At 70.5% G+C, this 25,269-nt stretch carries 23 protein-coding genes; 11 read left to right on the forward strand and 12 right to left on the reverse strand.

Translation table 11 applies throughout. The annotated features are described in order from the left end of the window. Window positions 1–47 precede the first annotated feature (47 nt). Window positions 48–1,250 (reverse strand): sensor histidine kinase, encoded by a 1,203-nt coding sequence (locus tag ACF1B9_RS20125; RefSeq protein ID WP_391746158.1) that lies wholly within the window; start codon window positions 1,248–1,250, stop codon window positions 48–50. A 96-nt stretch (window positions 1,251–1,346) separates the two neighbouring features. Between ACF1B9_RS20125 and ACF1B9_RS20130 the strand changes: the two genes are divergently transcribed. Next, a complete protein-coding gene (locus tag ACF1B9_RS20130; protein ID WP_391746156.1) occupies window positions 1,347–2,339 on the forward strand; it encodes an SAM-dependent methyltransferase in 993 nt (330 codons plus the stop codon). 110 nt (window positions 2,340–2,449) lie between these two features. Continuing rightward, on the forward strand, window positions 2,450–3,592 hold the full coding sequence (locus ACF1B9_RS20135; RefSeq protein WP_391746155.1) for an NADH-quinone oxidoreductase subunit D: 1,143 nt from the start codon (window positions 2,450–2,452) through the stop codon (window positions 3,590–3,592). Between the two features lie 96 nt (window positions 3,593–3,688). Here the strand turns inward: ACF1B9_RS20135 and ACF1B9_RS20140 are convergent, their stop codons facing one another. From ACF1B9_RS20140 to ACF1B9_RS20155, 4 genes are all read right to left on the reverse strand, one after another. After that, the gene (locus ACF1B9_RS20140; protein ID WP_391746154.1) at window positions 3,689–4,699 is read right to left on the reverse strand and encodes a hypothetical protein; all 1,011 of its coding nucleotides are present in this window, start codon (window positions 4,697–4,699) and stop codon (window positions 3,689–3,691) included. Window positions 4,700–4,794: 95 nt separating this feature from the next. Then, window positions 4,795–5,775: an ABC transporter substrate-binding protein gene (locus ACF1B9_RS20145; RefSeq protein ID WP_391746152.1), complete on the reverse strand. Its 981-nt coding sequence runs from the start codon at window positions 5,773–5,775 to the stop codon at window positions 4,795–4,797. A gap of 128 nt (window positions 5,776–5,903) precedes the next feature. Then, complete coding sequence (locus tag ACF1B9_RS20150) at window positions 5,904–6,581, reverse strand: ABC transporter permease (protein ID WP_391746151.1); 678 nt, start codon at window positions 6,579–6,581, stop codon at window positions 5,904–5,906. 3 nt (window positions 6,582–6,584) lie between these two features. Beyond that, window positions 6,585–7,295, reverse strand: a complete 711-nt coding sequence (locus ACF1B9_RS20155) for an ABC transporter permease (RefSeq protein ID WP_391746149.1) — start codon at window positions 7,293–7,295, stop codon at window positions 6,585–6,587. A gap of 130 nt (window positions 7,296–7,425) precedes the next feature. On the opposite strand from ACF1B9_RS20155, the gene ACF1B9_RS20160 reads away from it, so the two are divergent. Further along, window positions 7,426–8,613: an ABC transporter ATP-binding protein gene (locus ACF1B9_RS20160; RefSeq protein WP_391746147.1), complete on the forward strand. Its 1,188-nt coding sequence runs from the start codon at window positions 7,426–7,428 to the stop codon at window positions 8,611–8,613. Window positions 8,614–8,645: 32 nt separating this feature from the next. Here the strand turns inward: ACF1B9_RS20160 and ACF1B9_RS20165 are convergent, their stop codons facing one another. Further along, a complete protein-coding gene (locus ACF1B9_RS20165) occupies window positions 8,646–9,767 on the reverse strand; it encodes an alpha/beta hydrolase (protein WP_391746145.1) in 1,122 nt (373 codons plus the stop codon). Between the two features lie 140 nt (window positions 9,768–9,907). Here ACF1B9_RS20165 and ACF1B9_RS20170 point away from each other — a divergent pair, with 140 nt between their 5' ends. The 6 genes from ACF1B9_RS20170 (at window position 9,908) to ACF1B9_RS20195 (ending at window position 14,846) form a co-directional block, all read left to right on the forward strand. After that, the gene (locus ACF1B9_RS20170) at window positions 9,908–11,749 is read left to right on the forward strand and encodes a phosphatidylglycerol lysyltransferase domain-containing protein (protein WP_391746143.1); all 1,842 of its coding nucleotides are present in this window, start codon (window positions 9,908–9,910) and stop codon (window positions 11,747–11,749) included. A 93-nt stretch (window positions 11,750–11,842) separates the two neighbouring features. Next, window positions 11,843–12,640: a dihydropteroate synthase gene (gene folP / locus ACF1B9_RS20175; protein ID WP_376211316.1), complete on the forward strand. Its 798-nt coding sequence runs from the start codon at window positions 11,843–11,845 to the stop codon at window positions 12,638–12,640. Beyond that, window positions 12,637–13,119: a nuclear transport factor 2 family protein gene (locus ACF1B9_RS20180; RefSeq protein ID WP_391746141.1), complete on the forward strand. Its 483-nt coding sequence runs from the start codon at window positions 12,637–12,639 to the stop codon at window positions 13,117–13,119. The genes folP and ACF1B9_RS20180 overlap by 4 nt, the downstream gene beginning before the upstream one ends. A gap of 193 nt (window positions 13,120–13,312) precedes the next feature. After that, on the forward strand, window positions 13,313–13,672 hold the full coding sequence (gene folB, locus ACF1B9_RS20185) for a dihydroneopterin aldolase (protein ID WP_093893688.1): 360 nt from the start codon (window positions 13,313–13,315) through the stop codon (window positions 13,670–13,672). Beyond that, a complete protein-coding gene (gene folK, locus ACF1B9_RS20190) occupies window positions 13,669–14,280 on the forward strand; it encodes a 2-amino-4-hydroxy-6-hydroxymethyldihydropteridine diphosphokinase (protein ID WP_391746139.1) in 612 nt (203 codons plus the stop codon). The genes folB and folK overlap by 4 nt, the downstream gene beginning before the upstream one ends. A gap of 83 nt (window positions 14,281–14,363) precedes the next feature. After that, window positions 14,364–14,846: a DUF3180 domain-containing protein gene (locus ACF1B9_RS20195; protein ID WP_391746138.1), complete on the forward strand. Its 483-nt coding sequence runs from the start codon at window positions 14,364–14,366 to the stop codon at window positions 14,844–14,846. Window positions 14,847–14,881: 35 nt separating this feature from the next. Here the strand turns inward: ACF1B9_RS20195 and folE are convergent, their stop codons facing one another. The 6 genes from folE to dacB all read right to left on the reverse strand — a co-directional run bounded on the left by folE (window position 14,882) and on the right by dacB (window position 22,692). Then, the gene (folE, locus tag ACF1B9_RS20200) at window positions 14,882–15,487 is read right to left on the reverse strand and encodes a GTP cyclohydrolase I FolE (RefSeq protein ID WP_391746209.1); all 606 of its coding nucleotides are present in this window, start codon (window positions 15,485–15,487) and stop codon (window positions 14,882–14,884) included. A gap of 151 nt (window positions 15,488–15,638) precedes the next feature. Next, window positions 15,639–17,669 (reverse strand): ATP-dependent zinc metalloprotease FtsH, encoded by a 2,031-nt coding sequence (gene ftsH, locus ACF1B9_RS20205; protein ID WP_391746136.1) that lies wholly within the window; start codon window positions 17,667–17,669, stop codon window positions 15,639–15,641. Between the two features lie 211 nt (window positions 17,670–17,880). Beyond that, complete coding sequence (gene hpt / locus ACF1B9_RS20210) at window positions 17,881–18,420, reverse strand: hypoxanthine phosphoribosyltransferase (protein ID WP_072487175.1); 540 nt, start codon at window positions 18,418–18,420, stop codon at window positions 17,881–17,883. A 99-nt stretch (window positions 18,421–18,519) separates the two neighbouring features. Beyond that, window positions 18,520–19,584 carry a tRNA lysidine(34) synthetase TilS gene (gene tilS, locus ACF1B9_RS20215; protein WP_391746134.1) on the reverse strand — a complete coding sequence of 355 codons (1,065 nt, stop codon included), beginning with the start codon at window positions 19,582–19,584 and terminating at the stop codon, window positions 18,520–18,522. Between the two features lie 200 nt (window positions 19,585–19,784). After that, window positions 19,785–20,918, reverse strand: a complete 1,134-nt coding sequence (locus tag ACF1B9_RS20220) for a zinc-dependent metalloprotease (RefSeq protein WP_391746133.1) — start codon at window positions 20,916–20,918, stop codon at window positions 19,785–19,787. Window positions 20,919–21,192: 274 nt separating this feature from the next. Continuing rightward, entirely contained in the window at window positions 21,193–22,692 is a 1,500-nt protein-coding gene (gene dacB / locus ACF1B9_RS20225; RefSeq protein WP_391746131.1) for a D-alanyl-D-alanine carboxypeptidase/D-alanyl-D-alanine-endopeptidase, read from the reverse strand. Between the two features lie 86 nt (window positions 22,693–22,778). Between dacB and ACF1B9_RS20230 the strand changes: the two genes are divergently transcribed. Both ACF1B9_RS20230 and ACF1B9_RS20235 read left to right on the forward strand, forming a co-directional pair. Continuing rightward, complete coding sequence (locus ACF1B9_RS20230; RefSeq protein ID WP_003968257.1) at window positions 22,779–23,273, forward strand: inorganic diphosphatase; 495 nt, start codon at window positions 22,779–22,781, stop codon at window positions 23,271–23,273. A gap of 273 nt (window positions 23,274–23,546) precedes the next feature. Then, on the forward strand, window positions 23,547–25,256 hold the full coding sequence (locus tag ACF1B9_RS20235) for a threonine/serine exporter ThrE family protein (RefSeq protein ID WP_391746129.1): 1,710 nt from the start codon (window positions 23,547–23,549) through the stop codon (window positions 25,254–25,256). The last annotated feature ends 13 nt before the right edge of the window (window positions 25,257–25,269 follow it).

The raw sequence follows: 25,269 nt of genomic DNA on the forward strand, positions 1-25,269 counted from the left end.
CCTGTCTCCTGTCTGTCCTGCTGTCTGTCCCGCAAGGATCGGAAGTTCTAGTGAGCCGGCTTGAGCGGCAGCAGTGCGCTGATCCGGAACCCGCCGCCGGGGCGCGGCCCGGCGTCCAGCGTGCCGCCGACCATGCCCACCCGCTCGCGCATACCGATCATCCCGTGGCCCGCGCCGTCGGCGCCGCCGTCCTCGTACATCTCGTGCGCCGCGCCCCGCCCGTCGTCCTCGACCAGCAGTCCGAGGCCGTCGTCGAAGTAGACCAGCCGCACACTGGCCCCGGCGTCCGGGCCGCCGTGCTTGCGGGTGTTGGTCAGCGCCTCCTGCACGATGCGGTAGGCGGTCAGTTCCACCCCGCTGGGCAGCGGGCGGGGCGTGCCCTCGATCTTGAAGTCGACGGCCAGGCCGGTCTGCCTGACCTGCTCGACGAGGTCCTCGATCTGCTCGACGTCGGGCTGCGGGACGTACTCCCCGCTCTCCTTGGCGTCCCCGGTCCGCAGCACCCCGAGCAGCCGCCGCATCTCGGCGAGCGCCTGCCTGCCGGTACTGGAGATGGTCTCCAGTGCCTGCCGGGCCTGGTCCGGGGCCGCCTCCATGACGTACGCCGCGCCGTCCGCCTGCACCACCATCACCGAGACGTTGTGCGCGACGACGTCGTGGAGCTCTCGGGCGATACGGGCCCGCTCCGCGGCCACCGCGACCTTCGACTGCGCCTCGCGCTCCCGCTCCAGCCGGGCCGCGCGCTCCTCCAGCTGGTCGAAGTACGCGCGCCGGGTGCGCATCGAGTCGCCGAGCACCCAGGCGAGCACGAACGGCACGGTCATCACGACGACGACGAAGACCTGCTGCAGCCAACCGGTCTGGGGCACGTCCTGCGGCCAGCGCAGCTGGGCGACAGTGGCCGCGCTCAGGCTGCAGATCAGCGCGAGCCGGGACGCCCAGCGCTGCCCGACGGTGGCCACGGTGAAGACGATCACCAGCATCGCGAAGTTCACGACGCCCGGCTTGACCCCGAACACCACTTGCACGACGCCCATCGCGACGGCGAGCAGGAGCATCTTCTCCGGCGCACGCCGACGCAGCGCGACGACGGTGCAGAGGCCGATCACGACCGGCACGGCAGGCAGCCGCTCACTGCCGCGGCCGGGATCCGCCACCATGGACAGGCCGGAGAGCCCGAGGAGGAAGACAGCCCAGCAGCTGTCGACGCCCGTCGGGTGTCTGCGGATGAAGTCGTAGAGGCGCTGCACGTAACCCAGCGTAGGGACAGGCAGTGGGTGCATGGGTCAGCCGAAGGGCCGATCCAGCTCCTGGGACCGTACTCCCCAAGGTGGAGACTTGGGAACGTGACGGATGAGTGGCGTGGGTGGCAGGAGGCGGCAGAGGCCGCTTTGTACGGAGACGGGGGGTTCTACCGGAGCCCCGAGGGGCCGGCGGGCCACTTCCGCACCTCCATCCACGCGTCTTCGCTGTTCGCCTCGGCCGTCGCCCGGCTGCTGGTCGGAACGGCGCGGGAGCTGGACACCGGCTCGGTCGACCTGGTGGACCTGGGCGCGGGGCGGGGCGAACTGCTGACGGGGGTGCTGGCCGCGCTGCCGGCCGCGGGGGCCGGTGATCTGGACGTGCGGGCGTACGCCGTGGAGCTCGCCGCGCGCCCGGACGGTCTGGATCCCCGGATCGAGTGGTGCGCCGAACCCCCACGGGGAACGTACGGTCTGCTGTTCGCCAATGAATGGCTGGACAACGTCCCCACCGAGGTCGTCGAGACCGACGAGGACGGCGTCGACCGGTATGTCCTGGTGCGGACGGCGGACGGCGCGGAACGGCTGGGCGATCCTGTGACCGGCGCGGATGCCGAGTGGCTGCGCCGCTGGTGGCCGTCGGCCGGGCCGGGCGGCCGGGCGGAGATCGGCCGCCCGCGCGACGAGGCCTGGGCAGGGGCGGTGTCCTCGCTGGCCGCGGGCCTCGCGGTGGCGGTGGACTACGCCCACGCACGGGAGGCGCGGCCGCCCTTCGGCACACTGACCGGCTTCCGGTCCGGCCGCGAGGTGCGACCGGTGCCGGACGGCAGCTGCGACCTCACCTCGCACGTGGCGCTGGACGCGTGCGCCGCGGCGGCCGGGGCCGACGCACCGCCCGAGGTGCTGACGCAGCGCGAGGCGCTGCGCCGCCTCGGCGTCGACGGCGGGCGCCCCCCGCTGTCCCTGGCGTCGGCCGACCCGGCCGGGTACGTACGGGCCCTCGCCTCGGCGGGCGAGGCGGCGGAACTGACGGCCCGGGGCGGCCTGGGCGACTTCGGCTGGCTGATGCAGCGCAAGGACGGCCCCGCCGGGGTCTGAGGCGCGGGTCCGGGGCGGAGTCCGGGTTCCAGGAAGGGGCGGACGGGGGAACGTTCGCGCACCCCACCCCGCACCGCCCATCACCCCACCGCTCAGGGAATACTGGCCGTATGACGGAGACGACAGTCGGCATCGGCGGCGCGGCGGAGAGCACCGACATGGTGCTCAACATCGGCCCCCAGCACCCCTCCACACACGGCGTGCTCCGTCTGCGCATCGTCCTGGACGGCGAACGCATCCAGCACGCCGAACCGGTCATCGGCTACATGCACCGAGGCGCGGAGAAGCTGTTCGAGGCCCGCGACTACCGGCAGATCGTGATGCTCGCCAACCGCCACGACTGGCTGTCGGCGTTCTCCAACGAGCTGGGGGTCGTGATGGCCGTCGAGCGCATGCTCGGCATGGAGGTCCCGGAGCGCGCGGTCTGGACGCGCACCCTGCTCGCCGAGCTGAACCGGGTCCTGAACCATCTGATGTTCCTCGGCTCGTACCCGCTCGAACTCGGCGGGATCACCCCGGTGTTCTACGCGTTCCGCGAGCGGGAGGAACTCCAGGCCGTGATGGAGGAGGTCTCCGGCGGCCGGATGCACTACATGTTCAACCGGGTCGGCGGCCTCAAGGAGGACCTCCCCGCGGGCTGGCTCGGCCGTGCCCGGCACGCCGTCGCCTCGGTCCGCTCCCGGATGGACGTGTACGACGACCTGGTGCTCGGCAACGAGATCTTCCGGGGCCGTACCCGCGGTGTGGGCGTGCTGTCCGCCGCGACCGTCCACGCGTACGGGGTGTCCGGGCCGATCGCCCGCGCCTCGGGGGTCGACTTCGATCTGCGGCGCGACGAGCCGTATCTCGCGTACGGGGAGCTCCAGGACACGCTCAGGGTCGTCACCCGCAGCGAGGGCGACTGCCTGGCCCGCTTCGAGTGCCTGCTGGAGCAGACGCACAACGCCCTCGATCTCGCGGACGCCTGCCTGGACCGGATGGCCGGCCTGGCACCCGGTCCGATCAACCAGCGGCTGCCCAAAGTCCTGAAGGCCCCCGAGGGCCACACCTACGCCTGGACCGAGAACCCGCTCGGCATCAACGGCTACTACCTGGTGTCCAAGGGCGAGAAGACCCCGTACCGGCTGAAACTCCGCTCCGCCTCGTACAACAACATCCAGGCGCTCACCGAACTGCTGCCGGGCACGTTGGTCGCCGACATGGTGGCGATCCTGGGCTCGCTCTTCTTCGTCGTCGGCGACATCGACAAGTAGGCCGTCTGGCGGGACGGCCCGTGCCGGGGTCTTCCGTCTGGATCGGGCCTGATCAGCGACCGGGGCACGAGCCCGCCAGGATCCGGACGAGAGGCCCTACGAGATGGCGCTGCGCAGCTGCACCACGTCCAGCTGCTCGGTCTCGTCGTGCGCGGTCAGGTCGATGACCTTGCCGACGGCCCGGTTCTCGGCCGATCCCGTACGGTGCGCGGCCAGCGCCTCCTCGCCCACGACGTCCGCGAGGTCCTCGTTCTGCACGGACTCGATCGCGGCGCGCGCCTTCTGCGTTCCGAAGAAGTCGAAGCTGCCCTGCGGCACCGGATGGCGCCGGGGGGCCGCGTACGGAGCGACCGTGCTGGCGACCGGCACGGTGCGGGCCGCGGGCAGCGCGGCGGACGGCCGGGACGCGGGAAGGGCGGTCGGCGGGCGCAGGTGCCGCGCGTTTGACGGGTCCGCGGCGGCCGCGTGCTTCCCCTGCCGCTCCTCCGCCTCCCGGGCGCGCTCCGCGAGATCGCGCTTCCTGGCCTGCTCGGCGATACGGCGCGCCTCCTGGAGGGCCCCGTTGCGCGAGAGGTCCTCCAGCGCCTGGGCGGCACGCAGGTAGGCGGCCGGTGTCGGTGTGCTGCGCGCGGCGGGCAGTTCCCGGGGCACGGCGGCTTCGAGCGCGAGCTGCCTGCGGCCCTCCAGCGCGCTGGCCCGCCCGGTCTCGGCGTTGGCGTACCGACGCAGCAGCGCGGCGTGCTCACCACGCAGGTTGGCGAGCTCCACGCGCTTGCGGCGCAGCTTCGTCTCCAGCCGTACGCGCAGCTCCCGCGACTCCTCCAGGTCCGCCTCCAGCTCGGCCACGCGCTCCTCGGCCCGCCACTCGTCCCCGGCGCGAGCGCGCGTCAGCTCCGCGACGCGACGGCCCGCTTCCCGATCCCAGCTGCGCATCAGATACGCACCGGTCACGGCAGCGGCCGCCGCGGCGGCCACCAGACCGCGCAGGACCAGGGGCTCGGCGAGCAGCCAGGCACCCCCGGCACAGAGGACCGAGACTCCGACGACGGCCGAAGGCGGAAGGATTCTGTGCAGAGGTGGCGAATGGCGATGACGTCCACGTGGCATGGCCTGAAATTTACCGTGTGTAGGAGGCACTTGGGGAGCCGCCCGCCAATCTGTTCCCGGCCGGTTACCTGACGGCCCCCCAATCCTCCCGATCCCTACTTCTTGATGAGGCCCTTCGACCGCAGATAGTCCTTGGCCACATCGGCGGGCTTTGCGCGCTCCGCGTCGACCTTGCGGTTCAGTTCCGCCAGATCCTGGGTGGTGAGGGCCTTGGTGAGCTTGCCGAGCGCATCGGCGACATCCTGGGAACCCGCACTCTCGGCATTGACGACCGGCAGAACGTTGTCCGCGTTCTGAAGCTTCTTGTCGTCCTCCAGAAACACCAGTCCATAGCTGTCCAGCACCGCGTCCGTGGTGGTGGTGAGGACCAACTGGTCCTTGCCGTCCTTGACCGCCTGCTTGGACTGCGGCGTACCGACTCCCTTGGGGTCGATACCGGTGACATTGACGCCGTACGTCTTCTTCAGACCTGGCGCGCAGAACGGCCGCACCTCGCACTCGTCACCAGCCGCGATCTTCACTTCGGCCTTCGACCTGCCGAGATCCGAAAGGGACTTGAGCTTGTGCTGGGCGGCGAATTCCTTCGTCACCGCGAAGGCGTTCTGGTCGACGGCCCCGCCGGCCGGGAGCACCTTCAGTCCGCGCGGGGTGGCGAGCTTCTCCAGCGCCGCGACCGTGGCGGCCACGTCACCGGAGGCGACCGGCTTCTTCTCGGCCTGCTTCGCGCCGTTCACCTTGGCATTGAGGAATTCCGCGATCGTCGCGGCATATTCGGGGACGACATCGATCTCGCCCTTCTCCAGGGACGGTTCGTACAGTTCCCGGTTGGCCACCGTGGTGATCGAGGTGCTGTATCCGGCATCGCCCAGGATCTGCGCGTACAGCTCCGCGAGCACCTTGGACTCGGTGAAGGACGCCGCGCCGACGACGAGCGACCCCTTCTTTCCCGAGCCGCCGCCGGAGGACGCCGAGCCCCCCTTGTCCTTCTCCAGGCTGTCGCCGCCGCAGGCGGCGAGCGAGCCGGCCAGAGCGACCATGCCGATGACCGCACCCGCTATTCGCGAGGTCTTGCTCATGAGTTGTCTCCGTCCACAGCAACAGGGATGGTTCGAGAAGGGATTCCGGGACCGGGAGAGATCGCCGGGGCGTCGGGCATGTGAGGGCGCGTGCCCGACGGATGGTGACGGACGGACGTGGGGGGCCGTCATGCCGTCCCGCGCCGGCGGCGCAGTGGTGACAGCATCCGGTCCAGGGCCACCAGCACCGCCTCCACCAGCAGAGCGAGCACGGCGACGAGCAGCGCCCCCGCGACCACCTGCGGCGTGTTGTACGTGTTGAACCCCGCGGTGATGATCCGGCCGAGACCGCCCTGTCCGACCATCGCGGCGATCGTCGCGGTGGCGACCACCTGGACCGCGGCCGAGCGCAGCCCGGTCATGATCATCGGGTAGGCCAGCGGCAGCTCGACCTGTACGAAGAGCTGCCCCCCGGACATGCCCATGCCCCGCGCCGCCTCGGCCACCGCCCGGTCGACCTCCGTCATCCCGACGTAGGCGTTGGTGAGCAACGGCGGAACGGCGAACAGCACCAGCGCGATGACCGTCGGCACATATCCGGCGTTGCGCAGCGGCGAGACCATGAAGAGGGCCAGCACCGCGAAGACCGGAATCGCCCGCCCCACATTGGAGAGGTTGACCGCCAGCGCGCCCCCCTTCCCGATGTGCCCGAGGTACAGCGCGATCGGCAGCGCGATGAGGCAGGCCAGGGCGAGCGCGACACCACTGACGTACAGATGCTCTCCGAGCCGGTGCGCCGCACCGCTCTCCCCCGACCAATTGGCGCCGGTGGTGAGCCAGGTCCAGGCCTCGCCGAGAACTCCCATGGTTCAGACCGCCTTTGCCGTGGTGCCCGCGCCCGCGTGCGTGGCGCGTATGCGGGTCCAGGGCGTCAACAGTCGTTGGAGGCCCAGCAACAGCAGATCCGCGACGACCGCGAGCAGTACGCACAGGACCGAGGCGGTGAGTACCTGGGCCTTGAAGAAGCTGGGCAGGGCGTCCCCTATGAGGTTGCCGAGGCCGCCTCTGCCGATGATCGATCCGACCGTCGTCAGCGCGATCGTGGAGACCGTGGCGATCCGTACACCGGCCATCAACGCAGGCATGGCGAGAGGGACTTCGACCTCCCACAACAGGCGCACCGGCCCGTATCCCATGCCCTTCGCGGCTTCCTTCGCCTCCTGCGGCACCGCTTCGAGGCCGGCCAGGATGTTCCGCACGAGAATGGTCAGCGAATAGAGCACCAGGCCGGTGACGACCAGTGCCGCGGAGAGTCCGAACAGGGGCAGCAGCAGCGAGAACATCGCGAGCGAGGGCACGGTGTAGAGCACCGTGGTCAGCCCGAGCACCGGTCCGGCGAAGCGACGGCTGCGACGGGCGAGCAGCGCCAGCGGAAAGGCCACCAGAAGTCCGATCGCCACCGAGACGGCGGTGATCCAGATGTGCTGGACCGTCGCATCGGTCAACTCCTGGCTGCGGGAACGGAGATACTCCCCACAGATCCAGTCGTTCGTCACCATGCAGTTCTGTGCGGCAGCCATCCGTCCCCCACCTCCTGATTTCCGCCTCGTACCGATGTCTGGCGACCCTATCCCCGACCACTGACAATCGCCGAAGCCGTTGTATTCCAGCAACATGTCCTTCACAGAACACGCGCGACAATGGGGAACCATGATCCGTTTCGAGCACGTCACCAAGCGGTACGCGGACGGCACCACCGCCGTCGACGATCTTTCCTTCGAGGTCGCCGAGGGTGAACTGGTCACGCTCGTCGGACCGTCGGGCTGCGGCAAGACGACCACCATGAAGATGGTGAACCGGCTGATCGAACCGACCGAGGGACGGATATTCCTCGACGGGGACGACATATCGGCCATCGACCCTGTTCGGCTGCGCCGCCGTATCGGCTATGTGATCCAGCAGGTGGGGCTCTTCCCGCACCGTACGATCCTGGAGAACACCGCGACCGTTCCCCATCTCCTCGGCTGGAAACGGGGAAAGGGCCGTGAGCGTGCGGCGGAACTCCTGGACCTTGTCGGACTTGATCCTTCCGTTTATGGCGACCGCTATCCGGAACAGCTCTCCGGCGGTCAGCGCCAACGCGTGGGCGTGGCCAGGGCACTGGCCGCGGATCCGCCGGTGCTGCTGATGGACGAGCCTTTCGGCGCGGTCGACCCCGTCGTACGGGAACGGCTGCAGAACGAATTCCTGAAACTCCAGGCGCAGGTCCGCAAAACCGTGTTGTTCGTCACGCACGACATCGAGGAAGCGGTCCGGCTCGGTGACCGCATCGCCGTCTACGGACAGGGATCCATCGAGCAGTTCGACTCCCCGGCGACCGTGCTCGGCGCGCCGGCCACTCCTTACGTCGCGGACTTCGTCGGCGCCGACCGCGGGCTCAAGCGACTCTCCGTCACCCCCATCGAGGAGGGCGACCTGGACCAGCCGCCGGTCGTCCACCTCGACGACTCCCTCGCGAGGGCGACCGAACGGCTGCGGGCCGAGGGGGCGCGCTGGGCCGTCGTCCTGGACGGCGAGGACAATCTGCACGGCTGGATCCCGGCCGACAGCCCCGACGGCGGGAACGGGGACACGGTGCGCGCCCACGCCCGCAGGATGGAGGCGTGGCTGCCCGTCGGCGCCCCGCTCAAGCAGGCGTTCGCCACCATGCTCCAGCACGACGCCGGCTGGATCGCCGTCATCGACGAGGAGAGCACCGGCCGCTTCCTCGGCGTGCTCACCCCGGCCCGGCTCCATGAAGCGCTGCGCCGCTCGATCGACGCGGACGCCCAGGCCGTCCCACGCACCGAGGTCGCCGTCGAGACCGTGGAGAGCTTCGCCAAGACCGCCGCACGGTGAGCCGGCCCCGTCGGAGCGGAGCCGGAGGCGGCTCAGCTCTCGCTCAGTCGGCTGCTCATCCAGTCCAGCGCCGAAGGGATCTCCCGTCGCCAGGTGTTGAAGTTGTGCCCGCCGCTGTCGAGCACGATCGACGAGGCCTGGGCCGGCGCCTTCACCTTGTCGAGGAACCGCATCGTGGAGTGGTAGTTCCCCTCGCCGTGCTTGGAGGTCGTGACCAGGAAGGACGAGTCGGGCTGCGGCAGATTGTCCAGGCTCCACATCAGATCGGAGTGGTTGCGCGCGTCCTGGTCGCCGTGGAAGAGGTCACCGGTCGTCGGGTCCTCGGCCGCCTTGTAGTACGCGGAGAGCCCGGCGCTCGCGGCGAACCGGTCCGGGTGGTGGAGCCCTATCTTCAGCGCACAGTAGCCACCGGTCGAATTGCCCATGATGCCCCAGTTGCGCGCCAGCCTGCCGACCCGGTACTCGTCCGAGACCGCCCGCGGCACATCCTTGCCCAGGAACGTCTCCGTCTGCGGACCGCCCTTTATGTCCACGCACTCGGTGTCCCTCGGCGGCGCCACCGTCGGCCGCAGCATCACCAGGATCATCGGCTGGGCCCGGCCGGCCTTCACCCGGTCGTGTGCCGTCCGCGGGTACCGAAGGCCCTTCAGAAGGTTTTCCGAGACACCCGGGTAACCGGTGAGGACGACGACCGCGGGGAACTTCCGGCGGGCGAACGCCGGCTGGAAGTACTCCGGCGGCAGATACACGTACGCCGAGCTCTCGATCTTCGACTCGCGCCCCGCTATGACGACCTTGTCGATCCGCCCGTTCCTCGTGGGCAGCGAGCCGCCCGGCCCGTCCGGGCGCTGTATTCCGACCCGGACGATGTTCTTGGAGGCCAGGGCGCCGGCCGCGTGGTCCGTGACCACACCCAGCTCCTGCTTCTGGCCGAACAGGTCGGCCCAGGAACCGTAGAAGAGGAACGAGTTGTTCGCCACCAGTGCGACGGAGACGAAGACCGTCACCTGGGTCGCCAGCAGCAGACCGACCCTGCCGAACACCGCGGGCACACTGCGCCGGGCCAGCCGCGGCCAGAGCCAGACCGTGGCGGCGAAGAACACCACGGCCAGCATGATGGCGGCGGCCAGGAACGCCTTGCTGGTAAGACCCATGAGGGGGTGAGCTTTCTTGTCTGGAATTTTCCGGCCGGCGGGTGAACCCCCGGCCTGGAAGCCTCGTCCTACAGGTCGCACATCGTCCGGAGCGCCACGGCCGAAGGACTCAAGAATCTCTCGCGGAACCACGGGAAGCGATGTCTGTCACGCTAGATGGGGATAAATCGGGATCGGTTCCGAGTCCCGTACGCAAGTTCGTACGCGGCCCGCGACCCGAATCCGTACCGACTCTGGTCGGTACCGCCTGCGCCGTCGTCGGCCTGATCGACGTGGCCGCGGGCGTCTTCCCGCGCTTCCGGCACAGCCGGATGCACACCCTCGCCGAGGTGCTCCCCGGCGCCCTCGGACCGTTCGCCGCCGCCCTCTCCCTGAGCGCGGGCGTCCTGCTGCTCCTCCTCGCCCACGGCCTCAAGCGACGCAAGCGACGGGCCTGGCGGGCGGCCGCCCTCCTGCTGCCGGCCGGCGCGCTGGCGCAGTTCGCCTACCGGCACTCCGTCATCGGCACGCTCGTCTCGCTGGCGCTCTGCCTCCTGCTGGTCCGCCACCGCGGCGAATTCGCCGCGCTTCCCGATCCCCGGAGCCGCTGGCGGGCCCTGGCCAACTTCGTGCTCCTCGGAGCGGGTTCGCTGGGCCTCGGCCTGATCATCGTCAGCGTCCACCCCGGCCGTGTCGTGGGAAGCCCCAGCGTCGCCGACCGGCTCCAGCACGTGCTGTACGGGCTGTTCGGATTCGAAGGCCCTGTCGAGTACGCCGGAGTCACCTCCTCGACCGTGGCGTACTCACTCGGCGCTCTCGGGCTGCTGACCGCCGTCACCACCATCTACCTCGCCTTCCGCCCCGAGCACCCGGCCGCACGCCTCACCGAGGACGACGAGGCCCGGCTGCGCGCCCTGCTGGAGAAGCACGGCGGCCGCGACTCGCTCGGCCACTTCGCGCTCCGCCGCGACAAGGGCGTCGTCTTCTCCCCCAGCGGCAAGGCCGCCGTCTGCTACCGCGTCGTGTCCGGGGTGATGCTGGCGAGCGGCGACCCGATCGGCGACGTGGAGGCCTGGCCGGGCGCCATCGAACGCTTCATGGACGAGGCCAAGGCCCACTCCTGGACCCCGGCCGTGATGGGCTGCAGCGAGACCGGCGGCGAGGTCTGGACCCGCGAGACCGGGCTGGACGCGCTGGAACTCGGCGACGAGGCGGTGGTGGACGTCGCGGATTTCTCGCTCGCCGGGCGCGCGATGCGCAACGTACGCCAGATGGTGAAGCGCATTGAACGACTTGGCTACGAGACGCGGGTCCGGCGCGTCCGCGACATCGACGAGGCCGAACTGGCCCGCATCCGGCGGGCCGCCGCCGACTGGCGCGGCACCGACAACGAGCGCGGCTTCTCCATGGCGCTCGGCCGGATCGGTGACCCGGCCGACGGGGACTGCATCATCGCCACCGCCCACAAGGCCGACGAGCACACCGCCGACTCCCCGTACGGCGACCTGAAGGCCGTGCTCCACTTCGTCCCGTGGGGCGAAGACGGCATGTCCCTCGACCTGATGCGCCGCGACCGTTCCGCCGACCCCGGCATGAACGAACTGCTGATCGTCGCCGCCCTCCAGTCCGCCTCGCAGCTCTCCGTCGAGCGCGTCTCGCTGAACTTCGCGATGTTCCGCTCGGCGCTCGCCCGCGGCGAGAAGCTGGGTGCGGGACCGGTGCTGCGGACCTGGCGCGGACTGCTGATCTTTCTGTCGCGCTGGTTCCAGATCGAGTCGCTGTACAAGTTCAACGCCAAGTTCCGGCCCCGCTGGGAGCCCCGCTTCGTGGTCTACCGTGCCGCCGGCGACCTGCCCCGCATCTCCCTCGCGGCGATGCAGGCCGAGGGCTTCGTGAACCTCGCGCTGCCCCGTCCCTTCGCCCGCCGCTTCCCGCGCCGCCGGGCCCGCCCCTGCGCCCACACCCCGCCGCCGGGCCAGGAGCACCACGCCCGCGCGGCATAACAGCACGCCGTATCGGCCTACGCTGGTCGCATGAGTACGTTGCGTGGACGAGGCACGGTCCAAGGCCTGCCGGAGTGGGACCGCTGTGCGGTCATGGGTGTCGTCAATGTGACCCCGGACTCCTTCTCCGACGGGGGCCGCTGGTTCGACACCACGGCCGCGATCAAACACGGCCTCGACCTGGTCGCCGAGGGCGCCGACCTGATCGACGTCGGCGGCGAGTCGACCCGTCCGGGCGCCAGCCGGGTGGACGCGTCGGAGGAGCTGCGCCGCGTGGTCCCGGTGGTCAGGGGCCTGGCGTCCGAAGGGGTCACGGTCTCGGTGGACACCATGCGGGCCCGTGTCGCCGACGAGGCTGTCAAGGCCGGGGCCGCCCTGGTCAACGACGTCAGCGGCGGCCTCGCCGACCCCGACATGGTCCGGGTCGTCGCCGCGGCCGACGCGCCGTTCGTGGTGATGCACTGGCGCGGCTTCAGCGAGTCCATGAACAGCCGGGCGGTCTACGAGGACGTCGTCGCCGAGGTCGTCACGGAACTGCGGGAGCGGATGGACGCCGTGGTCGCGGGCGGAGTCGCCCCGGAACGGATCGTGATCGACCCCGGTCTCGGCTTCGCCAAGGAGGCCGGCCACGACCTCTCCCTGGTCGCCCACCTCGACGAACTGCGCGCCCTGGGCCGCCCGCTGCTGGTCGCCGCCTCCCGCAAACGCTTCCTCGGCCATGTGCTGGCCGGTGACGGCGCCGCGCCGCCCCCCGCGCGCGAACGCGACGCCGCCACCGCGGCGATCTCCGCGCTCTCCGCCCGCGCGGGCGCCTGGGCCGTCCGGGTCCACGAGGTCCGGGCCACGGCCGACGCCGTACGGGTGGCCCGCGCCGTCGAGGGTGCCGCATGAGCGGGCCCCGCGACGAGCACGCGGAGGCGGCCGCCGACATCGCGGCCGTCGAGCAGGCCAACACCTCCTTCTACGAGGCGATGGAGCGCGGCGACTTCGAGGAGCTCTCCGGCCTCTGGCTGCCGGGCGAGGACCTCACCGTCTCCTGCGTCCACCCGGGCTGGCCGGTGCTCACCGGCCGCGGCGAGGTGCTGCGGAGTTACGCCCTGATCATGGCGAACACCGAGTACATCCAGTTCTTCCTGACCGACGTCGGGATCTCGATGACCGGCGACACGGCACTGGTGACCTGCACCGAGAACATTCTCAGCGGCGGCCCCGCGGAGGACGGCAACGCGCTCGGACCGCTGGTCGGGCAACTCGTCGTGGCCACCAATGTGTTCCGGCGCACTCCGGACGGCTGGAAGCTCTGGTCCCATCACGGCTCGCCCGTACTGACCGAATCCGATGAGGACGAGGACGAGGAAACCCCCTCCTGACCGAGGCATCCGCCCGATGGGTGGGTTGGAATCCGGGTCCGCGGGTAGTAGCGGCTACCAGCCCCGCGAGGCCTCCCCACAGCCCCCCGCGGGCGAGCACTGTCGGTGCTCGCAGGTAGATTCGAAAGAGAGCACCTCGCCGTCCGCACGCGGCCCCGTGTCTCTACGCCCTACGACAGCAGGAGTGATTCGCGTGGATCGTGTCGCGCTGCGCGGCCTCAAGGCCCGTGGACACCATGGCGTCTTCCCCCGGGAACGCGAAGAGGGTCAGACGTTCATCGTGGACCTGGTGCTCGGCCTCGACACCCGCCCCGCGGCAGCCGCCGACGACCTGACGAAGACCGTGCACTACGGCGTCGTCGCCGAGGAGGTCGTCGACGTGGTGCAGGGAGAACCGGTCGATCTGATCGAAACGCTCGCGGAGCGCATCGCCCAGAAGTGCCTCAAGCACGAAGGAGTCGAGGAGGTGGAGGTGGTGGTGCACAAGCCGGATGCGCCGATCACCGTCCCGTTTGACGATGTGACCATCACCATCACCCGGAGCCGAGTATGACTGCATTTTCTACCGAGGGGCAGAGCGACCCGACCGTACAGCCGGTGCCCGCCTCCGTGGTCGAGCAGGTGGACGCCGCGGACATCACCCTCTCCAATCCCAAACGTGCCGTGATCTCCCTGGGCTCCAACCTCGGCAACCGCCTGGAGACCCTCCAGGGCGCCATAGACGCTCTGGAGGACACCCCCGGCCTGCGGGTCAAGGCGGTCTCCCCGGTGTACGAGACGGAGCCCTGGGGCGTCGCTCCCGGTTCTCAGCCCTCGTACTTCAACGCGGTGATCGTCGTGAAGACGACGCTTCCCCCGTCCTCGCTCCTGGAACGCGGCCAGGCCATCGAGGAGGCCTTCGACCGGGTCCGTGAGGAACGCTGGGGCCCGCGCACCATCGACGTCGACATCGTGGCGTACGCGGACGTCGTCTCCGACGACCCGGTGCTCACCCTGCCTCACCCCCGGGCCCGTGAGCGGGCCTTCGTCCTCGCTCCGTGGCACGACGTCGACCCCGAGGCCCAGCTGCCCGGCGCCGGCCCCGTCGCGGAGCTGCTGGCCGGTGTCGGCCGGGAGGGCGTACTGCCCCGGGCCGATCTGGAACTCCGTCTGCCCGAGTAGTCGTTAGGCTCGACGGACACGGATCACTGGCGATACGGACCGGTGGCGACACGGGCCACCGGCAGCGAAGGGCGGAGCACTCGGTGAAGCAACTACGGCTCGGGGTACTGACCGGCCTCTTCGCCGCGGCCGGAGTGCTCTCCTGGGGCGGCGCCCGCCTCTGGGACTCCGTCGGCAGCCTGCCGAGCGTTCCCCTCGCCGCACCGATCGTGCTCGCGGTGATCGCGGTCATCCTGCTCGCCACGGCACTCTCCATCCGTTCCCGGCTGCGCGCCCAGCGCGAGCGTCGGCCGGGAGCCAAGGGCGTCGAACCACTGATGGCGGCGCGAGCCCTCGTCTTCGGTCAGGCCAGCGCGCTGGTCGTCTCCCTGGTGTCCGGCATGTACGGGGGCACGGGCGTCTTCCTGCTCGGCTCCCTCGACATCCCCGCCCGTCGCGACCAGGCGATCTACGCGGGCTTCGCGGTGCTGGCGGGTATCGGGGTGGTGGCCGCGGCCCTCTGGCTGGAGCGCATCTGCAAGCTCCCGGAGGACGAGGACAACGACAAGAGCTCGGCGGCCGCGTAGGGCCACCGAGCTCTCCTTCGTCGCTGTGCCGGAACTCAGCGCGCCATGACCAGGCTCATCGCCTCGGCTCGCGTCGCGGGATCACGGAGCTGCCCGCGCACCGCCGACGTGAGCGTCTTCGCACCGGGCTTGCGGATACCGCGCATCGACATGCACATGTGCTCGCACTCGATGACGACGATGACCCCGCGCGGCTCCAGGATGTCCATGAGTGAATCGGCGATCTGGGTGGTGAGCCGCTCCTGGACCTGCGGTCGCCGGGCGTAGACGTCGACCAGACGGGCCAGCTTCGAAAGGCCGGTGATCTTTCCGCTGGTCGCCGGGATGTACCCGACATGCGCGACGCCCCGGAACGGCACCAGGTGGTGCTCGCAGGTGCTGAACACCTCGATGTCCTTGACCAGCACCATCTCGTCGTGGCCGAGGTCGAACGTGGTCGTCAGAACATCCTGGGGCTCCTGGTGGAGACCCGCGAATATCTCCTTGTACGCCCGTGCCACCCGTCCCGGTGTCTCACGCAGTCCCTCACGGTCCGGGTCCTCGCCCACGGCGATGAGGAGTTCGCGAACGGCGGCCTCGGCCCGCTTCTCGTCGAACTCACCGATCGGACCCTGGCCCTCCAACGTCACCGGGTCGGTCATCTGTGCCTCGTTCCTCTGAGCTGTCACCCGCACCTAACTCCGTACGGGCGTACGAAAATGCCGCGCCCCCACAGGCTAGAACCTGCGGAGGCGCGGCATCCATTCCGGGCCCGGTGCGGCCCCGTGACAGGGGCCACACCGGGGTCGCGGATCAATTCTCCGGGCGCTCCTCCGGGATCACCTCGGTGGCCGGGACGGTGTCCGTGGGGACGACCGAGCCGTTCGCCGTGGTGGCGCCGTTGGTGAGGGCGAGCTCCTTCGGCGAGAGCACCGGCGGCCGCGTCGACGGGGTGCGTCGGGCGGAACCGGTCCAGGCCGGGCGGGCCGGGCGCTTCACGATCGGGGCGAAGATCTCGGCGATCTCCTCCTTGCCGAGCGTCTCCTTCTCCAGAAGCTGGAGAACGAGGGCGTCCAGCACGTCGCGGTTCTCGACGAGGATCTCCCACGCGTCGTTGTGCGCGGTCTCGATGAGCTTCTTGACCTCTTCGTCGACGAGGGCCGCGACCTCTTCCGAGTAGTCGCGCTGGTGGCCCATCTCCCGGCCCACGAAGGGCTCGGTGTTGTCGCCGCCGAACTTGATCGCGCCGAGCCGCTCCGTCATGCCGTACTGCGTGACCATCGCGCGGGCCGTTGCCGTGGCCTTCTCGATGTCGTTCGCGGCACCGGTGGTCGGGTCGTGGAAGACCAGTTCCTCGGCCGCGCGCCCGCCCAGCATGTAGGCCAGCTGGTCGAGCATCTCGTTGCGCGTCGTGGAGTACTTGTCCTCCTCCGGGAGCACCATCGTGTAACCGAGGGCGCGGCCGCGGGAGAGGATCGTGATCTTGTGGACCGGGTCCGCCTGGGGGGAAGCCGCCGCGACCAGGGCGTGTCCGCCCTCGTGGTACGCGGTGATCTTCTTCTCCTTCTCGGACATGATCCGGGTCCGCTTCTGCGGGCCCGCCACGACGCGGTCGATGGCCTCGTCGAGCATCTTGTTGTCGATCAGCTTCTGGTTGCCGCGCGCCGTGAGGAGCGCCGCTTCGTTCAGCACGTTCGACAGGTCGGCACCGGTGAAGCCGGGCGTACGACGGGCGACGGCGCCGAGGTCGACGTCCTTCGCGACCGGCTTGCCCTTCTGGTGCACCTTGAGGATTTCGAGACGGCCCTGCATGTCCGGCCGGTCGACCGCGATCTGCCGGTCGAAGCGGCCCGGACGCAGCAGCGCCGGGTCGAGGATGTCCGGCCGGTTCGTGGCGGCGATCAGGATGACGCCGCCCTTCACGTCGAAGCCGTCCATCTCCACGAGCAGCTGGTTCAGCGTCTGCTCGCGCTCGTCGTGGCCGCCGCCCATTCCGGCACCGCGGTGCCGGCCGACGGCGTCGATCTCGTCGACGAAGACGATCGCCGGGGCGTTCGCCTTGGCCTGCTCGAAGAGGTCACGGACCCGACTGGCACCGACACCGACGAACATCTCGACGAAGTCGGAGCCGGAGATCGAGTAGAACGGGACGCCCGCCTCGCCCGCGACGGCACGCGCGAGCAGCGTCTTGCCCGTACCGGGAGGCCCGTACAGCAGGACACCCTTGGGGATCTTGGCGCCGACGGCCTGGAACTTCGCCGGCTCCTGGAGGAACTCCTTGATCTCCTGGAGTTCCTCGACGGCCTCGTCCGACCCCGCCACATCGGCGAACGTCGTCTTCGGGGTGTCCTTGGTGATCAGCTTGGCCTTGGACTTCCCGAACTGCATGACCCGGGAGCCGCCGCCCTGCATCTGATTCATCAGGAACAGGAAGACGACCACGATCAGGACGAAGGGCAGCAGCGAGAGCAGGATCGAGATGAACGGGGACTGCTTCGACGGCGAGACGGTGTAGCCCTTGTCGATCTTGCCGCTCTCGAACTTCTGCTGCAGTGTGTCGGCCAGCTGGACACCCTGGTCGCCGATGTAGCTCGCCTGGAACTTGCTGCCGGACTCGCCCGAGAGCTTCTGGTCCTTCTTCAACTCGATCTTGATGATCTGTTCGTCACCGGTGGTCAGCTTGGCCTGCGCCACCTGGTCCTTGCTGATCGCCTGGACCACCTTGCCGGTGTCCACCGATTTGTAGCCGCCTGACGAGCCGACGACCTGCATCAACACGACCACGGCGAGGACGGCCAGCACGATCCACATGACCGGCCCACGGAAGTATCGCTTCACGTCCATCCATACGGGGCGATGACGCCCCGTCCCTCCTGCCCGTAGGTAAATGCTGCTGTGAGAAAAGACTGTTCTTCGGACGGTACCCCAGCATTGTCACCCGCGACCGCCGGGGACGTCTGTCAAAACCCGCCTTCGAATCCTCAACGGCGGGAATGCGGTGAAAGGTTCCCGGCGCCCCGTCGCGGTCGCGCCGGCCCCCAGGACCGGGAGGCGGTCAGCCGCCGTAGACGTGCGGGGCGAGCGTGCCGACGAAGGGGAGGTTGCGGTACTTCTCCGCGTAGTCCAGCCCGTATCCGACGACGAACTCGTTGGGGATGTCGAAACCGACCCACTTGCAGTCGAGCGCGACCTTGGCCGCGTCCGGCTTGCGCAGCAGGGTGCAGATCTCCAGGGACGCGGGCTCGCGCGAGCCGAGGTTCGACATCAGCCAGGACAGGGTCAGGCCCGAGTCGATGATGTCCTCGACGATCAGGACGTGCTTGCCCTTGATGTCGGTGTCCAGGTCCTTGAGGATCCGGACGACTCCGGAGGACTGGGTGCCCGCGCCGTACGACGAGACGGCCATCCAGTCCATGGTGACGGGGGTGGACAGCGCACGCGCCAGGTCCGCCATCACCATCACTGCGCCCTTGAGGACGCCGACGATGAGCAGGTCCTTGCCCGCGTACTCCGCGTCGATCTTCGCGGCCAGCTCGACGAGCTTCGCGTCGATCTCTTCCTTGGTGAGGAGCACCGACTGAAGGTCGGTGCCCATGTCCTTCTCGTTCACCCGCGTCTCTTTCTTTGCCTGCCGGGTCCGGGGTGGTGCCCCGGCCCTGCGCGGCCGCTCGCCTGCGTGTCAGCCGCTCGTGCTTCAGCTCTGCCGAATCACCAGTCTGCCACCCTGCCGCCTGGCTTCGACGCGGCCGGGCAGGTTGATGGCCCGCTGGCCGCGCCAGCCGGTGATCAGACGGTCGACTTCCTCGATGTGGCGGGCGAAGAGGGAACCGGGCGGGGAGCCCGCCTCCATGGCGGCCCGGCGCAGCACCCGGCGGCGCACGGCGGGCGGCAGCGCGTACAGCTTGGCGCACTCCAGCCGGCCCGCGTCGTCCCGCACGGTGCGGTCGGCCTCGGCGGCCCAGGTGTCCAGGGCGTCGGCGTCGTCGCGGGAGAGCTGCGCCGTACGGGCGAGGGCCTCGACGACTCCTTTGCCCAGCGCCTTCTCCAGGGCGGGCAGGCCCTCGTGGCGCAGTCGGGAGCGGGTGTAGGCGGGGTCGATGTTGTGCGGGTCGTCCCAGACGGGCAGCGACTGGACGAGGCAGGCCTTGCGGGCGGTCTGGCGGTCGAGCTGGAGGAAGGGGCGGCGGTAGCGGCCGGCCGGTCCCGACGCGGCGGCCATGCCGGAGAGCGAGCGGATCCCGGAGCCGCGGGCCAGTCCCAGCAGCACCGTCTCCGCCTGGTCGTCACGGGTGTGGCCGAGCAGGACGGCGGCGGCGCCGTGCCGTTCGGCCGCCGCGTCCAGCGCGGCGTAGCGGGCGTCGCGGGCGGCGGCCTCGGGGCCGCCCTCCTGGCCGACCTGCACGGCGACGGACTCGACCGGGTCGAGATGCATGGCGGTGAGGCGGTCGACGACCTCCGCGGCCCGGGTGTCGGATCCGTCCTGGAGACCGTGGTCGACGGTGATGCCGCCGGCCCGGACGTCGAGCTTGCGGGCCTCGAAGGCGAGGGCGGAGGCGAGTGCCATGGAATCGGCGCCGCCGGAGCATGCCACCAGCACGAGTGGGGTGTCCGGGCGGTCGGGGAGCAGGGCGCGCCGCCTGCCCGCACCGGCTTCGGCGAGCTCGGGGTGCGGGGTGCGCCGGGTGTGTTCGGTGAGTACGTCGTGGAGTACGCGGCGGACCGCCAGGCGTATCGCCGCGACCGCAGGATGGGGACCCATGTCCGGTGCCCTTCGTGAAGTTCGGGGGGAGGTTGCTCGGAGTGCCGGGACGGGAGAGTGCCGTCACTCAGAGTGCGTCGATGGTGACAGAGGCAAGCCGTCCATCGAGCATTGCACGCCTTCCCATGCCCCTACGGTCCCTCGGATGGGTGATTACCGGCGCGTTCTCGTCCTGTCGTCCGCCGTCGGGCCCGTCGCGATCAGGACTCTGCCTTACGGTGCACCCTCGCGATCCAGTCCGCCGGCTTCGCGATCTCCGCCTTGGTCGGGAGGGTGTTCGGCGAGGTCCAGACCCGGTTGAAGCCGTCCATGCCGACCTCGTCGACCACGGCGCGGACGAATCGTTCGCCGTCCCGGTACTGACGCAGTTTGGCGTCGAGGCCCAGGAGCTTGCGCAGCGCCTGGTCGAGGCGGCTCGCACCGCGCGCCCTGCGCTGCTGGAACTTCTCCCGGATCTCGCCGACGGAGGAGACGACCTCGGGGCCGACGCCGTCCATCACATAGTCGGCGTGCCCTTCGAGCAGGGACATCACGGCGGTGAGCCGGCCGAGGATCTCGCGCTGGGCGGGCGTCTGGACGAGTTCGACGAGGCTGCGGCCGCCGTCCTCGCCGTTCTCTCCCTCGGGGCGGCCCCCGGCCAGGGACTGGGCGGCCTCGCGGAGTCGTTCCAGCACGGTCACCGGGTCGACATCGGTCTCTTCGAGGAATGACTGGATCTCGCCCTGCAGATGGTCGCGGAGCCAGGGCACCCCGGTGAACTGGGTGCGGTGGGTCTCCTCGTGGAGGGCGACCCAGAGCCGGAAGTCGTGCGGGTCGGCCTCCAGCTCGCGCTCCACGTGGACGATGTTCGGGGCGACGAGCAGCAGCCTGCCGCCGCCGACGGCCGAGGCCGGGAAGTCACGGGTGGCGGGGGCGAACGTCTCGTACTGGCCGAGGACCCGGGAGGCCAGGAACGACAGCAGCATCCCCACCTCGACACCGGTCACCTTGCCGCCGACCGCGCCGAGCACGGCGCCGCCGGGCCCGTTGCCACGCCGGTCCTGCATCTTTCCCAGCAGGGGGCGGAGCAGTTCGCGGAATCCCGCGACATTGGCCTTGATCCAGCCCGCCCGGTCCACGATCAGGACCGGGGTGTCCTCCGGTTCGGTCCCCTCGGGGATCATCCGGGTGAAGGAGCGGACGTGCTCCTCCGCGGCCTTGGCATGCCGGCGCAGTTCCGCGACGACCTCGCGGGCCTCCTCGCGGCTGATCTCGGGCCCCGGCCGCACAAGTCGGGTCGCGGTCGCGACCGCGAGATTCCAGTCGACCATCTCTGCACCACCGATGCTCGTCATGCGTCAACCGTACGTGCTCGGCTCCGTCCGCGGTGTGGTGTTGACCGGCTCACCGGGTACCGGCGGCGAGGGTGGTCCGGTGCTCCCCGACGGATCCGCGCGGGGGGCCGAAGGCGGTGCGTCGCACGGCGCAGGGGCGCTCACGCACCGGACGCGCACGAGGCCGGGGAGCGCCCGGGTAGGGGAGCCCCGCGAGGCGCAGGACGCCCCTGTGCGGGAGGCGTTCCGGTGACGCGGCGCGGCGCCCCGGCCGTCGTCGCGCGCCCGCCGGGGATCACCGGACGGACCTGAGGCCGGTGGCGAGGGCGTCGAGGGAGGACTGGGCCTCGGACGGGGATGTCGTCCCGGATGCCAGGAAGGCGAAGGCGAGCAGTCGGCCCCGCCGGTCGACGACCGTCCCGGCGAGGGAGTTCACGCCGGTGAGGGTGCCGGTCTTGGCCCGGATCAGGCCGGTGCCCTCGGACTTCTCGTCGTACCGGCCGCTGAGGGTGCCGGTGAAGCCGGCCACGGGGAGGCCGGTGAGGACAGGGCGCAGTTCGGGGTGGTCCGGATCGGCGGCACGGGCGAGGAGTCCGGCCAGCAGTCCGGCGGTGACCTTGTCCTTGCGGTTCAGCCCGCTGCCGTCGGCGAGGTTCGCACCGGTCAGCGGCAGGCGGAGCTTCTTGAGCCATGCGGTGACGGCCCGTCGGCCGCCGTCGAAGTCGGCCGGTTCGCCCGTGGCCAGGGCGGTCTGCCGGGCGAGTGCCTCGGCGATGTCGTTGTCGCTGTTGGTCAGGGCCCGTTCGACCAGGGCGGAGAGCGGGACCGACAGATGCGTGGCGACCGTCCGGGACTTGGCGGCCGGCCGGCCGCGCACCGGGTCGGACCGGGTCGCGATCCCGGCGTCGTGCAGCAGTTCGCCGAAGGTCCGGGCGGTGTCGCCGGCCGGGTCGTCGCTGCGGGGGGCGGGCCCGCTGTCGCTGGTGTCGAGCCTGCCCTCGTCGGTCATCAGGGCGCTGACGGGGGCGATGTTCTCGTTGGGGCCGATCGGGTGCCGTGCGGGGCCGGAGTAGCGGGAGGTGTCGTACGCGAGGCGGACCGATGTCACGCCGCGGTCCTTCAGGGCGCGGGCGGTGTCGGCGGCCAGGGCGCGCAGAGCGGCCTTGTCGAGGGTGGGGTCGCCGCCACCGACCAGGGTGAGACCGCGGGAGTCGGGGGACGCCCGGACCGTCGTGGCGATGCGGTGACCGGGGCCGAGCGCGCTCAGCGCCGCGGCCGAGGTGGCGATCTTGATGGTGGAGGCGGGCGTCATGGGTGTGTCGGCACCCTGGCCGTACAGCCGCTCGCCGGTGGCGGTGTCGATGACGACGGCGCTGCGCACGGTCCCCAGGGCGGGGGCCTTCAGCAGCGGTCCGAGGGCGGCGCGGAGGGCGGCTGCGCCGTTCGGGGTGTCGCGCGCGTCCGGGGCGGAGTTGTCGGTCGCGGCGGAGAGGGGCTGGAGGACGGCCGGGGCGCTGGGCGCGGGTTCCGGTCCGGACGGTGTGCCGGATCCGTGATCTGCGCCACCTGTACGGATCCGGGCGGCGGCCCAGTCCTGCTCGGCCTTACGCTGACCCGAGTCCCAGGGGCCGGCGGCAAGGACGACGCCGGCCGCGAGCGCCAGGCCGAGGCCCGCGGAGACGGCCGTGAACTGCCGATCACTCAGTCCCCTCAACCCGATCAAGCCACTCTGCCGGGTGAGCCTGCTCAGTTTGTCCAGCAGGTCGACCGACGGTCTCTTCACCGGCTCGTCCACCGTTGACCAGCCCCTTTCGCGAGCACACATCTGCGTGGGGGACACTTAATCACCAGTCGTATGTGTTGATCATGGAGGAGCCACCCGTGGAGTTCGACGTCACCATCGAGATCCCGAAGGGTTCGCGGAACAAGTACGAGGTGGACCACGAGACCGGTCGGATCCGCCTGGACCGTCGACTCTTCACCTCGACCAGCTACCCGGCGGACTACGGCTTCGTCGAGAACACCCTCGGCGAGGACGGCGACCCGCTGGACGCGCTGGTCATCCTGGACGAGCCGACCTTCCCCGGCTGCCTCATCAAGTGCCGCGCCATCGGCATGTTCCGGATGACCGACGAGGCCGGCGGCGACGACAAGCTGCTGTGCGTGCCGGCCTCCGACCCCCGGGTGGAGCACCTGCGCGACATCCACCACGTGTCGGAGTTCGACCGCCTGGAGATCCAGCACTTCTTCGAGGTCTACAAGGACCTGGAGCCCGGCAAGTCCGTCGAGGGCGCGGACTGGGTCGGCCGCGCCGAGGCCGAGGCCGAGATCGAGGCCTCCTACAAGCGCCTTGAGGCGCAGGGCGGCGCGCACTGACCCGAGGGTCACGTCCGGATTCCGGCCGAGGTACGTCGCACGGTTCCGTTTACGGTTCCGTGCTGGACCGGGCGGCACTCCTCTCAATGGAGTGCCGCCCGTTTTCCGTGTGCCGCGCCCGTTCCGTGCGCCCGCCCGTCCGGACCGCGTACCGGTCCCTCCGCGGGTCCGTGCGCCCCGTGATTCCGCCCGCCTCGCCTCCGCGTACTTGTCCGTGGCCATACTGGGCACAAGCGCAATCGAAGACGCGCAGCCAATGAGGAGCGAGGCCGAGTGGTGGCGGAACCGGGCGGTCCGGAGGACCAGAAGCCCCAGTCCGACGAGGCGCGCAGCGCCTTCGTCCCGCCGACCGGGGTGGGACGGCGGACGTCCGCGTCCGAGGACGACCAGCCGACATCGGAGTTTGCCATTCCGGCTGGTCTGACGACCGAGCCCCAGGGGGCGGGAACGGGCTCCGCTTCGGGTTCCGGTTCCGGTCAGACTTCAGGCTCGGACACGATCGGCTCCGCCTTCGCCCCGCCGCGCACCTACAGCGCCCAGCACTCACCGCCCGCCTTCACCCCGGCGCACGGCAGCCCGATGATCCGGCTGACCAAGGAGGCCCCTTGGCAGGACCGGATGCGCACGATGCTGCGGATGCCGGTCGCCGAGCGCCCAGCGCCCGAGCCGGTGCAGAAGTCCGACGAGGCGGGCCCCGCGGTGCCGCGCGTGCTCGACCTGACGCTGCGCATCGGCGAGCTGCTGCTCGCCGGCGGCGAGGGTGCCGAGGACGTCGAGGCGGCGATGTTCGCGGTGACCCGCAGCTACGGTCTGGACCGCAGCGAGCCCACCGTCACCTTCACCCTGCTGTCGATCTCGCACCAGCCCTCGCTGGTCGACGACCCGGTGACGGCGAGCCGTACCGTACGCCGTCGTGGTACCGACTACACCCGGCTGGCCGCCGTCTTCCGGCTCATCGACGACATCACCGCCGAGGATGTCGAGGTCACGCTGGAGGACGCGTACCGGCGCCTGGCGGAGATCCGGCGCAACCGGCATCCCTATTCCGGCTGGGTGCTGACGCTGGCCGGCGGCGGACTCGCCGGTGCGGCATCAGTACTGGTCGGCGGTGGTGCGCTGGTGTTCGTGGTGGCCGCTGTCGGCGCGATGCTCGGCGACCGGCTCGCCTGGCTCTGTGCCGGGCGGGGGCTGCCGGAGTTCTACCAGTTCGTGGTGGCGGCGATGCCTCCCGCCGCGTTGGGTGTGGCGCTGACGCTGACCCACTGGTCGGACGTGCGGCCGTCCGCGGTCATCACCGGTGGGCTGTTCGCGCTGCTGCCGGGGCGGGCTCTGGTAGCGGGCGTGCAGGACGGGCTGACCGGCTTCTACATCACCGCCGCCGCGCGCCTGCTCGAAGTCATGTACCTGTTCATCGGCATCGTCGTCGGTGTGCTGCTCGTGCTGTATCTGGGCGTTCAGCTGGGTGCCCAGCTGAACCCCGGGACCCGGTTCTTCGCCCCGGACCGGCCCGTGGTGCAGATCCTGGCGTCGATGGCGCTCTGTCTCGCGTTCGCGATCCTGCTCCAGCAGGACCGGTCCACGGTGCTGGCGGTGACCCTCAACGGCGCCGTGGCGTGGGTGATCTTCGGCGCGATGGCCAGGACCGCCCACATCTCACCGGTGCTGGCGACGGCGACGGCGGCCGGCCTGGTGGGTCTGTTCGGGCAGCTGCTCGCGCGCTACCGGAACACCTCGTCACTGCCGTTCATCACGGCGGCGATCGGCCCGCTGCTGCCCGGCTCGGCCACGTACTTCGGTCTGCTGGGCATGGCGCAGGGCGATGTGAACGCGGGGCTCGTCTCGTTGTCGACCGCGGTCGCGACGGCGCTGGCCATCGCGATCGGGGTCAACCTGGGAAGCGAGATCTCCCGGCTGTTCATGCGGGTGCCGGGGGCGGTCGGCGGAGCGAACCGCCGCGCGGCCAAGCGGACGCGCGGCTTCTGACCGGCCGCCGGGT

Source organism: Streptomyces sp. NPDC014727, assembly GCF_043083485.1.
In the GTDB taxonomy this organism is placed as follows: Bacteria; Actinomycetota; Actinomycetes; order Streptomycetales; family Streptomycetaceae; genus Streptomyces.